Source organism: Pedobacter caeni, assembly GCF_900129215.1.
GTDB lineage: Bacteria > Bacteroidota > Bacteroidia > Sphingobacteriales > Sphingobacteriaceae > Pedobacter > Pedobacter caeni.
The window spans coordinates 1-15,298 of record NZ_FQUQ01000002.1 but is presented as its reverse complement, the minus strand read 5'-3'; the positions used below and the strand labels follow the sequence as shown (position 1 = coordinate 15,298).

General features: G+C 39.2%; 11 protein-coding genes, 1 tRNA gene and 1 rRNA gene. 6 read left to right on the top strand and 7 right to left on the bottom strand.

The annotated features are described in order from the left end of the window. Positions 1–7 precede the first annotated feature (7 nt). The 3 genes from BUC20_RS07440 (at position 8) to recA (ending at position 2,159) form a co-directional block, all read left to right on the top strand. The gene (locus BUC20_RS07440; protein ID WP_073229643.1) at positions 8–199 is read left to right on the top strand and encodes a hypothetical protein; all 192 of its coding nucleotides are present in this window, start codon (positions 8–10) and stop codon (positions 197–199) included. Positions 200–342: 143 nt separating this feature from the next. Next, entirely contained in the window at positions 343–1,011 is a 669-nt protein-coding gene (gene nth, locus BUC20_RS07435; protein ID WP_073229640.1) for an endonuclease III, read from the top strand. 131 nt (positions 1,012–1,142) lie between these two features. After that, entirely contained in the window at positions 1,143–2,159 is a 1,017-nt protein-coding gene (gene recA / locus BUC20_RS07430; protein WP_073229638.1) for a recombinase RecA, read from the top strand. Between the two features lie 153 nt (positions 2,160–2,312). Here the strand turns inward: recA and BUC20_RS07425 are convergent, their stop codons facing one another. Together BUC20_RS07425 and tsaD are read right to left on the bottom strand one after the other, a co-directional pair. Beyond that, the gene (locus BUC20_RS07425; RefSeq protein ID WP_073229635.1) at positions 2,313–2,495 is read right to left on the bottom strand and encodes a hypothetical protein; all 183 of its coding nucleotides are present in this window, start codon (positions 2,493–2,495) and stop codon (positions 2,313–2,315) included. A gap of 18 nt (positions 2,496–2,513) precedes the next feature. Continuing rightward, positions 2,514–3,515: a tRNA (adenosine(37)-N6)-threonylcarbamoyltransferase complex transferase subunit TsaD gene (tsaD, locus tag BUC20_RS07420; RefSeq protein ID WP_073229632.1), complete on the bottom strand. Its 1,002-nt coding sequence runs from the start codon at positions 3,513–3,515 to the stop codon at positions 2,514–2,516. A 116-nt stretch (positions 3,516–3,631) separates the two neighbouring features. On the opposite strand from tsaD, the gene BUC20_RS07415 reads away from it, so the two are divergent. Then, positions 3,632–8,017, top strand: a complete 4,386-nt coding sequence (locus tag BUC20_RS07415; RefSeq protein WP_234994476.1) for a translocation/assembly module TamB domain-containing protein — start codon at positions 3,632–3,634, stop codon at positions 8,015–8,017. Positions 8,018–8,025: 8 nt separating this feature from the next. Here the strand turns inward: BUC20_RS07415 and BUC20_RS07410 are convergent, their stop codons facing one another. The 3 genes from BUC20_RS07410 to BUC20_RS07400 all read right to left on the bottom strand — a co-directional run bounded on the left by BUC20_RS07410 (position 8,026) and on the right by BUC20_RS07400 (position 11,245). After that, positions 8,026–9,237 (bottom strand): bifunctional 3,4-dihydroxy-2-butanone-4-phosphate synthase/GTP cyclohydrolase II, encoded by a 1,212-nt coding sequence (locus BUC20_RS07410; RefSeq protein WP_073229627.1) that lies wholly within the window; start codon positions 9,235–9,237, stop codon positions 8,026–8,028. Positions 9,238–9,394: 157 nt separating this feature from the next. Next, on the bottom strand, positions 9,395–10,834 hold the full coding sequence (locus tag BUC20_RS07405) for an LptF/LptG family permease (RefSeq protein WP_073229624.1): 1,440 nt from the start codon (positions 10,832–10,834) through the stop codon (positions 9,395–9,397). 30 nt (positions 10,835–10,864) lie between these two features. Further along, complete coding sequence (locus BUC20_RS07400; protein ID WP_073229621.1) at positions 10,865–11,245, bottom strand: START-like domain-containing protein; 381 nt, start codon at positions 11,243–11,245, stop codon at positions 10,865–10,867. Positions 11,246–11,350: 105 nt separating this feature from the next. Between BUC20_RS07400 and BUC20_RS07395 the strand changes: the two genes are divergently transcribed. Both BUC20_RS07395 and BUC20_RS07390 read left to right on the top strand, forming a co-directional pair. Continuing rightward, positions 11,351–11,424, top strand: a tRNA-Met gene (locus tag BUC20_RS07395). Positions 11,425–11,890: 466 nt separating this feature from the next. Then, a complete protein-coding gene (locus BUC20_RS07390; RefSeq protein WP_073229617.1) occupies positions 11,891–12,847 on the top strand; it encodes a hypothetical protein in 957 nt (318 codons plus the stop codon). Between the two features lie 9 nt (positions 12,848–12,856). Here BUC20_RS07390 and BUC20_RS07385 read toward each other — a convergent pair whose 3' ends face one another. Both BUC20_RS07385 and rrf read right to left on the bottom strand, forming a co-directional pair. Further along, complete coding sequence (locus BUC20_RS07385; RefSeq protein WP_073229615.1) at positions 12,857–14,620, bottom strand: S8 family peptidase; 1,764 nt, start codon at positions 14,618–14,620, stop codon at positions 12,857–12,859. Between the two features lie 402 nt (positions 14,621–15,022). Further along, a 5S ribosomal RNA gene (gene rrf, locus BUC20_RS07380) occupies positions 15,023–15,134 on the bottom strand. Positions 15,135–15,298 lie beyond the last annotated feature (164 nt).

Below are 15,298 nucleotides of genomic sequence, written 5' to 3'. Positions count from 1 at the left end.
ATTGCTTATGATGGAAACCTTTACTTCACTTAACAGATTGAATTGCACACAGCCGAAGCAGGAAAAGCCTGCAGTTGATGCAGTTATAGAACTCGATATGATGTTCTATGACCATATCAGGCCGCAACTGGACCGCTTAACAAGAAATCCTTCCGATGAAACCATCGAGAAAATTTTAGCCTACTCCAGAGCGAAGTAATTCAAAAAAAACGAACTGAAGCTGCCCCCAAAAGGCAGCTTTTTTATTTAACGGGCTCCCGGGATCCGGAACTTTAGTTTTCTTTTCTTTTTTTCCTTCCCTTTTTTTTAACCTTGTCTTAGTTCTTCTGTTTATATTTGCCTATGCTCAAAAAAGACAGATACAAACTTTTTGTTGCCCACTTTTCTGCAAAACAGCCCGATGCTGAAACAGAACTACATTACAATAATCCGTACCAATTATTAGTTGCAGTGATCCTGTCCGCACAATGTACGGACAAGCGCATCAACCAGGTAACCCCGGCACTATTTCAACGTTTTCCAAATGCAAAAGCACTGGCCGATGTGACTCCCGATATTGTGTTTGACTATATCAGAAGTGTAAGTTATCCTAATAATAAAGCCAAACACCTGGTAGGAATGGCAAAAATGTTGTTAAATGATTTCAACAATGAAGTCCCTTCCGATATTGACCAGCTACAAAAGATGCCAGGTGTTGGCCGGAAAACCGCAAATGTAATTGCCTCTGTAATTTACAATGCCCCGGCTATGGCGGTAGACACCCATGTCTTCAGAGTATCCAGAAGAATTGGCTTATCTTCGGGCAAAACACCTTTGGCAGTAGAAAAAGAATTGGTAAAGAACCTGCCGGAGCACACCATTCATGTGGCACACCATTGGCTGATCCTTCATGGCAGGTATGTTTGTCTGGCCAGATCTCCCAAATGCAGCATTTGTGACATTACCAATATTTGTAAATATTTTCAACAAAACAATAAAATAACTAAAATAATTAGCGAAAAACCGGACTAATCAAAAAAAATATTTTTATTTCTTGCATTAGATTAAAGATTAGCTATATTTGCTAATATAATTAGCACGTAAGTAAGAGTTATTGATTCTTCCAACGGTAATATTTTATCTTACTCCCAGAATTTAATAATATGAGCGTAAACGCAGACAAATTAAAAGCATTACAACTTACTTTAGATAAGTTAGAGAAATCGTATGGTAAAGGTACCGTAATGAAATTAGGTGATAACGCTGTAGAGCCTATTGAATCTATTTCTACAGGATCAATTAGTTTAGATATTGCCTTAGGCATAGGTGGTGTTCCAAAAGGAAGGGTGATCGAAATCTACGGCCCTGAATCCTCTGGTAAAACGACTTTAGCTACTCATATTATTGCAGAAGCACAAAAAACGGGTGGAATTGCAGCTTTCATAGATGCAGAACATGCTTTCGATAAAACTTATGCAAAAAAACTAGGAGTAGATGTAGATAACTTATTGATATCTCAACCGGACAATGGAGAACAAGCCCTGGAAATTGCAGATAACCTGATCAGATCCGGTGCAATAGACGTGATCGTGATTGACTCTGTTGCTGCGCTTGTACCAAAAGCAGAGATTGAAGGTGAAATGGGAGATTCAAAAATGGGATTACAAGCCCGTTTAATGTCTCAGGCCCTTCGTAAATTAACAGGAACAATTGCAAAAACCGGATGCTGCTGTATCTTCATCAACCAATTACGTGAAAAAATTGGGGTGATGTTTGGAAATCCTGAAACCACTACTGGTGGTAATGCCTTGAAATTCTATGCTTCAGTACGCTTAGACATTCGCAGAACCTCGCAGATTAAAGATTCTGATGAAGTTTCAGGAAACAGGGTAAAAGTAAAAATTGTAAAAAACAAAGTTGCTCCTCCTTTCCGAATTGCAGAATTCGACATTATGTTTGGTGAAGGTATTTCTAAAACCGGAGAGATCATCGATTTAGGTGTAGATTTCAACATCATCAAGAAAGCAGGCTCATGGTTCTCTTATGGAGAGACTAAGCTTGGTCAGGGAAGAGATGCCGTTAAACAATTGTTATTGGATAACCCGGAACTTTCTGAAGAAATAGAAGCTAAGATCAGAGCCGAAGTAACTGGCGAAAAATTAGAAGAAAGAGTTGTTTAATATTCTTGTGTCCGATCCTGAAAATGGTTGACTATTTTCAGGACGGGGCACCTGGTGCCAGACACAAATACTAGAAAAGGCCCTGCTTTGTCAATGACAAGGCAGGGCCTTTTTGTATTTTTTTTAAGTGTACGTGTAGTGTTCAGTTCTGCGTTATTGCAGCTTCATATATTTTGCATCCACATAGATTGCCACAATAACTGCAACAACAATCGCAGCAAGCAACACTGCTAATCCAAGGTAATTCCGCTTTTTATCCTGTTTGATCAACCATACGATAAAAGCAATAAAAGGAATCAGCATTAAACCGAAAAAAATAAAACTCGTTGCACTCATAATTTGCTGTTATTAATATTAAAAATTCATCCTGGACATCGGAGATACGTCCTGTTCAACAAAATCACCGTTCAAATATTTCTGATATCCTGCAATGGCAATCATCGCTGCATTATCTGTACAATATTCAAAAGCAGGGATATATACATTCCAGCCATTTTCTACTGCCGTTTGCTGTAATGCAGCTCTTAGTCCGCTATTTGCTGAAACTCCTCCGGCAATTGCAATCTCCTTAATTCCGTATTGTTTAGCCGCCTTTTTCAACTTATTGAGCAGAATATGCACAATACTATGTTGAACAGATGCGCAAATATCATTCAAATGTTCCGATATAAAGTCAGGATTTTCTTTTTCTTGCTTTCTGATGAAATATAATATTGCGGTTTTTAATCCGCTAAAACTATAATTCAAATCTTTGATCTGTGGCTCTGGAAATTTAAAGGCCAGTGGATTTCCAAGTTTTGCCTGCTTGTCTACCAATGGGCCACCAGGGTACGGAAGGTTTAAAATCTTAGCCGTTTTATCAAAGGCCTCTCCTGCTGCATCATCCAAAGTTTCCCCAACAATTTCCATATCAAAATAATCTCTCACAAGAACGATTTGGGTATGCCCGCCAGAAACGGTCAGGCAAATAAAAGGAAAGGCAGGTTTCGGATCATCAATAAAATGAGCCAGAATATGGGCGTGCATGTGGTTCACAGACACCAATGGTAAATCCAATGCCAAAGCGAAAGATTTAGCAAATGAAACCCCAACCAATAAAGAGCCTAATAAGCCCGGGCCACGAGTAAAAGCAACCGCATTTAGCTCCTTTTTGTCTACATTAGCATCTGTTAAGGCCTGCTGTATCACAGGCACAATATTTTGTTGATGTACTCTTGAAGCAAGTTCAGGAATTACACCACCATAATTTTCATGAATTGTTTGGTTTGCAATAACATTGGCAGTAATTTTGCCGTTGTTACAGATAGCAACCGAAGTTTCATCACAAGAAGATTCAATAGCGAGTATTACTGGCACAATGATTATTATTAAGCTACAAAACTATTAAAAAACTATTAAAAATACTTCTTTGGTTTGTTGCATCAGTGTTATTACTAGTTGCGATCCTGTTATTCGCGCTTCAATTCAAGCCTGTGCAGACTTTTGTCGCAAAAAAAGCAGCAGCATATTTATCAAAAGAGCTCAATACCACCATCTCATTAACCGGAATATACATCAAACCATTTAAATCTGTTGTTCTGGAAAACCTGCTTGTTCTCGATCAACAGAAAGATACGCTTTTAAATACGCCCAAACTTATGGTAGACATCAACCAGCTCTCTTTAGAAAAAAGGGTTATTGATGTAAACACCGTACAGCTCAATGATGGCATATTTTTCCTCAAATCATATAAAGACGAATCTACCAACCTGGACTTCATCATTGACTATTTCGATTCCGGCCCGCCTCCTGTAAAAAAGAAGAAGAAAAAACCCTATAAAATTACGTTTGACCGGGTCATTCTGAACAACATCAATTTTAAATATAAAAACCTTAAGATCGATACGATCATGAAAGGGGTAAATTTTGAAGATGTTCATCTGAGCAACCTGAATGGCATTTTTGAAAAGCTAAATACCAGCGATCATATTATACAGGCAGACATCAAAAATCTGACTTTTAAAGAAAAAAGCGGATTCTACCTTAAAAATTTAACGGCCTTTACTACGGTTGACACCAATAAGATAGAACTTCAGAAATTGCTATTGGAAACCAACCATAGTAAACTTCAGGACTACTTTAAAATGAGCTTTAACCGTTTTAAAGACTTCAATGATTATGTCAACAAGGTAAGGATGAAAGCCAATTTCAAAAATAGTCATATCGCCTCACGTGATGTCTCTTTCTTTACTTCCGAGCTGGACCAGATGAACCTAAATCTGGATGTTGACGGGCAGATTACAGGCCTGGTAAATAACCTGAGGGCGAAAAAACTAGCCATTAAGGCCGGTAAGGCGACCCATATCAAAGGAGATTTCGCACTCAAAGGTCTTCCTGTTCTAAAAGAGACTTTTATGGACCTCAAAATTGAGATGGCGGGAACGAATAAACAAGATCTTGACCTGTTGCTAACAGGAATTACCGGGAAAAAGGCAAAGCAAATTCCTAAAATAGTTTCCAAATTCGGCAATGTTAATTTCAATGGTTCCTTTACCGGATTTCAGAATGACTTTATCGCCTATGGCGAGTTCAAGACCAAACTAGGACGCCTGGTTTCTGATGTAAACATGAAAATCGACAAAAAGGGAACACCTTCTTATTCAGGAAATGTAAAAACTTACGATTTTAACCTGGGTGATCTGATTGATGAAAGCACACTAGGAAGAATTACCGCATCTCTGAATGTAAAAGGCCGTGGAACAGAGATCAAAAGCCTTTACGAAAAACTAGACGGCGATATTGATTATATTGATTTCAACAATTACCGGTATAGAAATGTGAACATTGACGGTACTTTTGAAAAGAAATACTTTGATGGAAGTTTAAAGATCGACGACAAAAATGTGAAGCTTAATTTTGATGGCGGAGTAAACCTGAACGGAAAACTTCCCGAGTTCAACTTTAAGGCCGACATCAAGAAAGCCAGGCTGAGGGCACTTAAATTGTATAAAGACTCTCTTCAGGTCGATGCTTCCTTTAGCACGAACTTTTCGGGAACCAATCTGGACAACATTCAGGGAAGCTTACTTGTACAGCACATACAACTCAACAATGTAAAGGGTATTTATTATATTGATTCCATACAACTAAATGCCAATGGAATTGGAAAAGACAGAACACTGGCGATCAACTCCGATATACTGGACGCCAGCATAAAAGGGCAATATGATCTGAATACGCTCCCCTCTTATTTCAAGGCACTGGCGAAAACATATATCCCTTCCCTGAAAGCAGAAATCGTCAACTATAAGGACCAGATCTTTCAGTTTAACTTAAAGATCAAGAAGTTTGAACCGGTGGCTCAGCTCCTTGCGCCGGGTCTGGAGATTGAGGATCAGGCCATCTTTATTGGAAATTTCGATTCACAAAAGAAGACCGCAACGGTAAATGGCTTTGTAAAAAAACTAAAATACGATGGAATCATTGTGAACAACATCATTGTGGATGAAAATACCTCAGTGAATCAGCTACAGGCGATTATCACTTCAGACCGGGTGGATATCAATGACAGTTTATACATCAAGAATGTCAACATTTCAAATATCCTGAGAAATGACAGTCTGACGCTCAACGTTAAACTGGCCAATTCTGATGATGCAAATTCACTCGATTTAAACGGACTTGTAGAATTTGCAACAGACACTGTCGGCCGGGTCAGTATACTGCCTTCCATTTTGAAAATCAACAATGAGGATTGGAAAATCCAGGAGAAAGTAAGGATCAGCTTTCATGAAGGCAAAACACAGATCAATAACTTTGACCTGAGTAATGGCCATCAGCTGTTAAAAATTGATGGGATCCTTTCAAAGGATCCGGAAGATCTACTCCTTGTTGGATTTGAGAAATTCGATCTGGAAACTTTAAATCCTTTTGTCAAGGGGCTTGGTGTTAAGTTATCAGGACATCTGAATGGGGAAACCAAACTATATCAGGTATTAAAATCTCCCAGAATCTCAGATAACATCACCATTGATTCCCTTAGCTTCAACAATACTTATATCGGAAGTTTAACGGACACCTCTTCTTATCATAAAGCCAACAACCTGATCAACATTTATACGACCATTGAGGCATTGGATAAGGAGACACTCAGAGCAAGGGGTAGTGTAGACCTGGAGAAAAAAGAATTGGATGTTCAGCTGAGGCTGGATGAAACTGAGCTGGCAGTTTTGGAACCTTTCGTAAAGAAACTGGTCTCCAAATTGAAAGGAAACATCTCTGCTGACCTAACAGTCAAGGGGCCTTTTGAGAAACCTGCGATCAATGGAGAAGTGGCGTTTGACAAAGGCAAAATGACCATTAACTACCTCCAGACCGCATACACCCTCAATGACCAGGTGGTGATCGACAATAGTGTGATTAAGATCAATGACCTTAAATTAGTCGATGTCGACAACAATCAGGCGATCGCAAACGGAACCGTAGACCTCAATAACATTGACAATCCAACTATTGATGTGGTCGTGAAAGCCAAGAATTTCATGGCATTGAACACGACTGAAAAAGACAATCCGGTTTATTATGGACAGGCTTATGGAACAGGAACATTTATATTCAAAGGACCTACCAACCGGATGTTCATTGATATTGATGCAAAAACAGAAAAAGGAACAGTATTCAATCTCCCACTAAACAGCTCTGAAACCATTTCAAGTAAGGATTTCATCACCTTCGTGAGTAAAGACACGACCAAAACCGTTAAAAAACAAACCAGCTTTGACGGCCTGACCATGAACTTAAAACTGGATGTTGACCCCAACAGTGTCGCTAATATCTTCACCAGTCTTGGGAACCTTAGCGGAAGAGGAAATGCAACAGATCTGACCTTAAAGATCAATAGCCTCGGTGATTTCGACATGTCAGGAGATTATATCATTGAAAATGGTAGTTTCGATTTCACCGCACAGGAAGTCATCAACAAGAAATTCAATATCCGGCAAGGTGGAACGATTCGCTGGACGGGCAACCCAACTGCTGCCCAAATACAATTGAAAGCCATATACGCGCTTAGAACAGGCTTAGGGGACCTCTATACTGCAGCCAATAGAGACCAGAGTAACAACAAAAACGAAAGGGTATTGACTGAAGTAGAAATGGGGCTTTCCGGACTGCTATTGAAACCTGATATTAAACTGGACATATTCTTCCCCTCAAACCCTGCAATTAAGGAGGAGATGCAAGCTTATTTCAACGATTCCAATAACCTGAACCTGCAGGCCCTAAGCTTAATTATCAGAAGAAGCTTTGCCCCAGGTACAGGAAATGAGGATTTAGGAAAACAATTGACCAGTGGGGTAACCAGCACCGCAACTGAGCTCTTGTTCAATCAGCTGAACAATGTACTGTCGTCCTTAAACCTGGACTTCGTAGACTTTAACGTGCGTTCACTAACGGAAGCAAATGCCTCATTCAGGCTATTTAATGACCGGGTGATCCTGAACGCAGGGATTGTAAACAGAGGGGGTACAAATGATTTATCCCTTTCCGGATTCACAAGAAACAACGTGGGGGGTGAAGTGGAGATCCTTGGTCTGATCAAAAAAGATGGTACACTGATCGGTAAAGTATCAAACAAGCCTCCTACACAGCAAACCATCTTTACTGCTTCCGGCATCAATCAAAACAACAATGTAACCTCTTTGGGATTAGTCTATACCCAGCAGTTTGACAGCTTTAGAGAATTCCTCCGGAAAATAACCGGCCAATACAAAAGGGACCTAAAGAAAAAAGCCCAGCATGGGGAAACTCCCAAAACCAGGCAATTAATTAATAAAGAGGCCATTCTTAACGAACAGCAAAAGAACAACCCTAAAAAATAGGAAGCGCTTTATCCCTTCATGATCTGATGTCCCATTTTATCACGTTTGGTCCTCAGGTATTGTTCATTATGAATATTACTTTCAATTTCTATCGAAATGTTTTCTAAGATCTCCAATCCATAACCGATCAGGCCGGCACGTTTTGTAGGGTTGTTAGACATCAGCCTCATTTTAGAAATGCCCTGGGCTCTCAAAATCTGAGCACCTACCCCATAGTCTCTTTCGTCTCCTTTAAAACCCAACTTAATATTGGCTTCAACAGTATCCAGGCCGGCATCCTGAAGGTTGTAAGAGCGCAACTTGTTTACCAGTCCAATACCACGGCCTTCCTGGTTCATGTAGACAATAAGGCCTTTACCTTCTTTATCAATCATTTCCATTGCTTTATGCAATTGCGGACCGCAATCGCAACGGCAGGACCCGAAAATATCTCCGGTAACGCAAGAACTGTGTACCCTTACCATCACTGGTTCATCAGGTAACCATTCGCCTTTACTGATCGCCAGATGGGTCGCTCCAGTATCCAGTTGCGTATAGGCAGTCATCTTAAAATCTCCCCAGTCTGTAGGAAGGTTAACGGTTACTTCTTCTTTGATCAGGCTTTCTTTGCTCAACCTATAAGCGATCAGATCCTTGATTGAAATGATTTTCAATTGGTGCTGAGCAGCAATTTTAATTAAGTCAGGTAACCGGGCCATTTCTCCATCATCTTTCATGATTTCGACTAAAACCCCTGCAGGTTCCATTCCAGCCAATCTGGCTAAATCTACAGAAGCTTCCGTATGTCCGGACCGTCTCAAGACACCCCCATCCTTAGATCGTAAGGGAAAGATGTGCCCTGGTCTTCCCAGTTCTGCAGGATCGATCTTAGGGTTAATCAATGCCTGAATAGTTTTGGACCTATCAGAAGCAGAGATTCCGGTTGTACAGCCATAACCTATTAAATCAACAGAAACTGTAAAGTTTGTTTCGTAAGCTGCAGTATTCTTTCCAACCATTAACTCCAATCCGAGTTCATCACATCGCTGTTCAGTTAAAGCAGCGCAGATCAATCCTCTGCCGTAAGTGGCCATAAAGTTAATTACTTCAGGCGTTGCATTTGCAGCAGCGGTCAGGAAGTCTCCCTCATTCTCTCTATCTTCATCATCAACAACAATAACGACTTTACCAGCTTGTATTTCAGCAATAGCTTCTTCTATCGCATTTAGTTTGATTTCCATTTTTTGAAATATATCGATAAACAAACACTATGATCAGCTGCTTGTTCAGCTATTAAGATTAAGTACAAAGTTACAACCTTCCCACACAAATTCCTGCGTTAAAATATCATAAATAAGTAAGGAATAATTAAGGGTTATCAAGCCTGATTTTTAGGGATTAAGGTTTTACCTGAGGCTTCTCTTTTTTCTTTTTAAACAGGTTTACCACTAATTGTTTAAGGTTATTTACATCAAATAAGGCAGAGTCTACTGTAGCTTTATAAGTGAGGAAAGCACCAACCGGAGATAAAATAATGATGGCCAGCCAGGGTCCAAAAAATGGAGCCAGGGTCCCCGTAGTAGCCGACTTCTCTGCCACAGTGGCTATAATATGGTAAATTAAAAAGAATACAATTGCCATCACCACCGGTAATCCCAAACCACCTTTTCTAATGATTGCTCCAAGAGGCGCTCCAATGAAAAATAAAAGAAGGCAGGATGCAGCGAGTGTAAACTTCTTCTGATACTCAATCTGGACCTTTATAATGTTTTTAGCCCGTTCGGTATAATCATCAAGCCTGCCTGAAGTTGTTTGTTTGATAGAATTCGCCTGATCTAAAGCGCTTTGGATCACTGACAGCTTTTGATTTGCAGGTAATAAGCTCAATACAGGCTTATTAATCTGTTTTTCTGCGGCTTTAACTTTACTGTAGCCTTTAACATAATTATTCTGTTTAAAATAGCTTGAAACAGTCATAGCGGCAAATTTATTCACACTATCCAATTCTTTGCTTAAAGAATCTTCTTTCTTGACAAGCCCTTTAAGATTGAGCATCTGGGTATTATTTCTAAAGCCCTGCTCATCCGTTCTGTTCATCTTGAAACTGGAAATGTCGAACTTCTGATCGGTTTCTTTAAACCTCATCCTGGTAAACTTCTGCCTTGGGTTATAGGAAGAATTTTCTCCACTGGCCTCTTCATACCTCACTCCATTCTTTAGCTTCAGCAGAAGGTTCTTATCATCACTGGCCATTTTACCCTCCTTGGCAATAATGATCTTCGCAATCCCATTGTTACTGGTGTGGTCATAGATCATTACTCCTTCCAGAGAAATGCCATCTGAACCTTTTTTATCTACCCTGATTGAATATCCTGGAATGCTGTTGTTGAATACCCCTTCTTTCATTAGAAAAGAAAGTTTTTTATTTCTGATATCCCAGAGCAGGGAGCCGAATTTCAAATTGGCCTTTGGCAACATGACATCAGAGAATAAAAAGGAACCAATTGCAAAAAATCCAATCAGGACCAACAACGGCATCATCGCCTTTTGTAAGGATACCCCGGCAGATTTTATCGCCACCAATTCATAGTTCTCCCCTAACGTCCCGAAGGTCATAATAGAGGACAATAAGATGGAAAGTGGTAGCGCCATGGAAACATTTGCCGCTGAGGCATAATACATCAGTTCCAGAATCACATACCATTCAAAGCCTTTCCCGATTAAATCATCAACGTATTTAAACAGGAAAAACATCAATAAGATAAACATCACAATAAAAAATGTGACGATGAAGGGCCTAATAAATGCTTTGAGCAGAAGTAAATGAATCTTTTTCAATATACAAAGGTAATCAAAGCAAGCGAAAAATTATGCCCCAAGTACACTATGTAAATAGGTAATCTGGTTATCCCAGATCAAAGTACGTTCTGCCAGTGTATCTTCAGTAGCAAAGTCAGTAATGGATAATGCCACATCATTTGTTAACTCGTCCTGAACGATTTCCATTTCGAAGTAACAGTGAGGCTCATCATCGATCCATTTAAACTTCACCAGTTTATTCTCTTTAATACTCAAAAGCTTCGCTTTTTGTATTTCGTCATCCCATGTAAATGTATAAAGCTGATCGCGGAAAATCACATCATCAGCAAACCATTGAGATAAGCCATTTGGCTCACTAATGAAGCTAAACAAAATACGTGGAGACGACCTCAATTCATATTCTAACGTAAACTTTTTCTTTTCTGACATCGATGGATCCTTATATTTTGAACTATTAGACTATTTTTTTTAATATTTATTTCTAAAGAAAAGTAATTTATTCTATATTTGCAACTCTTTAGAAAAAAGACGCCCGGCGGGGTAGCTCAGATGGTTAGAGCGCAGGATTCATAACCCTGAGGTCGGCAGTTCGATCCTGCTCCCCGCTACTGATAAAAGCTCATCGAAAGATGGGCTTTTTTACGTTTAAAAGCTCTTTATAATCAGCTATTTACAACATTCTGAATTCCTGAAAGGCCTTTCTTCCATAGACTAAGCAAATTAGAATACCTCCGAAAATTGATTTGAATACCCCCTCTTATTGAGAAGCATTTCCACATAAAATCCCGGATTTTTAGCTTCTATCCAAAAGCTACAATTACAATTTACAACTAAATTATTCCTTCAATATATGATTAAATTGAGCATTTATTGAAAAAAACTGACCAAATAAGCCGGACAAACAAATAATTTTGGGGCATGTAAAAAAAATCAGCACTTTTTTAACCTCCTCTTCTTTCAGCGTAATGTTTATTACGATCTTAATCTTTATAATAAAGACAACCTATCGATTAGCAGAAAAAGAAGTAATGAGTTTTGATAAAAATGCATATAATTGATTGAAAAACTACACCTATGAAATCAGTATTATTTCTTTTATTATTCACATCAGCAATCTTTAGTACCTGTTATGCACAAAATGAGGAAGAGGATCTAAAAAAGATAGCCCTGAGCGACACGATACTAAAAACCCGTAGCCTCCTAATTCCCGGGCCTTTTGACGCGCAAAAAGCGTTGTTAAAATTGTTCCCTGGTCAATACTATAACCTTTCAAAAAAAGCCGGATACCAAAATGAATTGATCAATTGGGAGATCAAAAAAACTGTCAGAAAACCTTACACTGACGTAAATGGAGATGAGGGAGATCTCCTATTCCCTTTTGAAAGAGGTGTAGCCACCCGCTTAATGAATGTAATGGACTTTAAAGACTCTACAGGATTACAATATAAGGTCATCAGTTTCAATCACTCAGAATACGATGAGGAAGGACTCCAAACCTCCAGATTTACAGGAGGGCTCTTGGGATTGGCAAAATTTGCCTTAACAAAAGAAGGCTGGAAATTAAGAATATTTCAACCGGCAATCGCAGGTTACGGAGCATTTTCAAATTGCCCAATTCCTAAACCCTTATTAATTGGGGATGATCAATATGCTTTTATGATTGAACACCTGAATGGCGGAGGCGGAGGCCCCTTCTTTGGCGCATTATTTCTCATTGCCGGAACAAATGGTACTTATCAGCAAATCATGTCCGCATATGGCGTTAAAAAGACAACTGGATCGGATGAGGAAGAGCCTACTACCTGGTCAAGTGAGTATTCAGTTCCCCCTGCTAAGAAAAAATACTTCAGGGATATCATCGTTACAACCAAAGGGACCTATACATCCTCAAATCATGATGGTCTGCCTGACTCCGTTTCCTCCAGAATAAAAGCCGGAAAAAAAGGGACATACACCATTACAACACGCTATATCTATAAGGGAAGTAAAGGATATGAGGCCCAACTCCCTGCAGCTATTGTTGTGAAATAAACAGGAAAGTTATTTCTTTTTAGCGTAGCTTTCTGCCAGTTTCAAGGCTTCATAAGCATTCACAATTCCACCACTCACACAAAGATCAGAGAATACCGCCCTGGTGTTCTCCCCTTTTTCGTTGGTTAGCTTCACTTTTTGTATGACTTTAGTAACCGATTTCATGATAATTTCTCTTACCTGTGGAGCAGTCAATTCCGGATGGTAACTTAAAATAAGTGCAGCCAATCCGGAAACAACAGGAGCTGCCATACTTGTGCCATCCAATTCTTCATATTTTGAATCAGGAACTGTAGAATTAATCATAAATCCGGGAGCAAAAACATCTACATTATACTTTCCATAATTTGAAAAAGAAGCCTTTAGCGTTGCATCATTCTTATAGGCACTTGCACCTACTTCAATCCAGTTTGAAGCATGCGGAAGGTTGAATTTAGTAAGATCAGCGACTGGCTTTGCAGTTGAACGTGGAGATGGGCGTACCATTCCCTGGTTTTGCATCCGGCTATTTAAAGGCACCAATGGAATTGGCTTGGGCGCCTCTTTTTCCATTTTTTTTCTATAGGCAATGGCTTCAGGACTATCGTAATATTTATTAGGATAATTATCCTCCAAATCGACATTTAAGTTATCGTTACCAGCCGCATGAACCAGCAAAACACCCTTCTCTTCTGCATACTTTACCGCTTCATCAACCACTTCCTTGTTCCATTTGTAACCTTTACCAAAGCTCATGTTAATTACACGGGCACCATTGTCAACTGCATACCTGATTCCATTAGCTACATCTTTATCTCTTTCATCACCTTCAGGAACCACCCGAATACCCATTATGCTAACCTCAGCTGCAACCCCGTTAATACCAATTGTATTTTTCCTATTGGCCCCGATGATTCCGGATACGTGTGAACCATGCTCCGCATTTGGGCCCATGATATCGTTGTTTCCATAAAACTTCTCTCTCGCATTTGAATAATCATCTCCTACAAGTTCTGCCCTTTGATCATATTTAGGATTAAGGTTATATTTCAGCATCACATCATACTGCTTGTAAGCATCTTTTATTTCTTTATGAAATTTCTCAATACTTCCACTCTCTTTAGAACCAGATCTGATGATCTTTTTAACCTGCTCCTCCGTTTCATCCTCTGCTTTATAACTATCTATATCTTCAAGAGAGGGTATCGTTTTTTTATGGATCATTGCCACAGAATCCATTAGTTTATTAATGGCCACAATAACACTGAATGTTTGGTCTGCTTCATTATATTTTTTACCAAATTCTGTAGTGACTTTGGTATACAACTCAAATTCTTTCTTTTGTGTGCTGTCAAGCACCGTTGATTTTATAGTAGATCTGTATTTTGGTACATACTCCCTGTAAATCCTCACCAATTCCAAATTATCATAAGCCAGATTTCCCTTTTTAGAACCTATAAAATTCCATCCGTGTACATCATCTACATAACCATTGCCATCATCATCTATACCATTTCCAGGAATCTCTTTCTTATTGGTCCATAAAATGTCTTTTAGATCTTCATGATTGATATCAATACCACCATCAATTACGGCTACAATGATTTTCTGCCTTGGCTTTTTATCCTTCAGCAATTCTTTATATGCTTTTTCAGTACTTATGCCAAAATAACCGTCCTGAGCAAGGTCAAGATTGAACCAGTTTGCAGGGAGCTTAACGTCCTTACTCTGAGCAAAAACCGAAGCATTAGTTAACAAAAATAGCGCTGTAAAAAATAATTGCCTGAATCTCATTTGAAATTGCTTTTATAAATTAACGTAAAATACAATAATACGGTTTTATTATATCAGGGATAAAGATTTAGCATTTTTTAACAATAAATAATCCAGCCTTCACCAGAGATATTCTGCTATTCATGGGATGCATCATCTCAGCTTAGATACTCAAGAAGCAGGAGAATTGAACTGTAGATCCTATGATCATCAAATAAGCAATAACTCACCATAAACCAGCTGCATAGCGTGGCGAAGGCTTCAGAGGTGAATAATTGGCTGCCCCAAAGGGTTCAGGTCTAATAAAAGAAGAGGAGATGGCGATCTGCTGCCCGGGATATGGAGATCTTGTAAATCAGTCTCTCTGAACAAAAAGCTGATAAACAAGAAAAGCCTGTAGTTTCCTACAGGCTTTCTTTTAAGATTTGGCACCGACCTACTCTCCCACGTGTTACCGCAGTACCATCGGCTCTGGTGGGCTTGACTTCTCTGTTCGGAATGGGAAGAGGTAGACACCACCGATATAGGCACCTAAATATTTTTATTGTTTGATCTTTTATCAGTGATCATGCTTTCGCATCCCACCATCAAACAGTGACATATTATTGAAAGAAGTTAAGTTAGGAAGAACAAACAACAGTTTATTGCTCTTGAAAGCTTCGGATTATTAGTATTACTCGACTTTGATGTCACCACCTT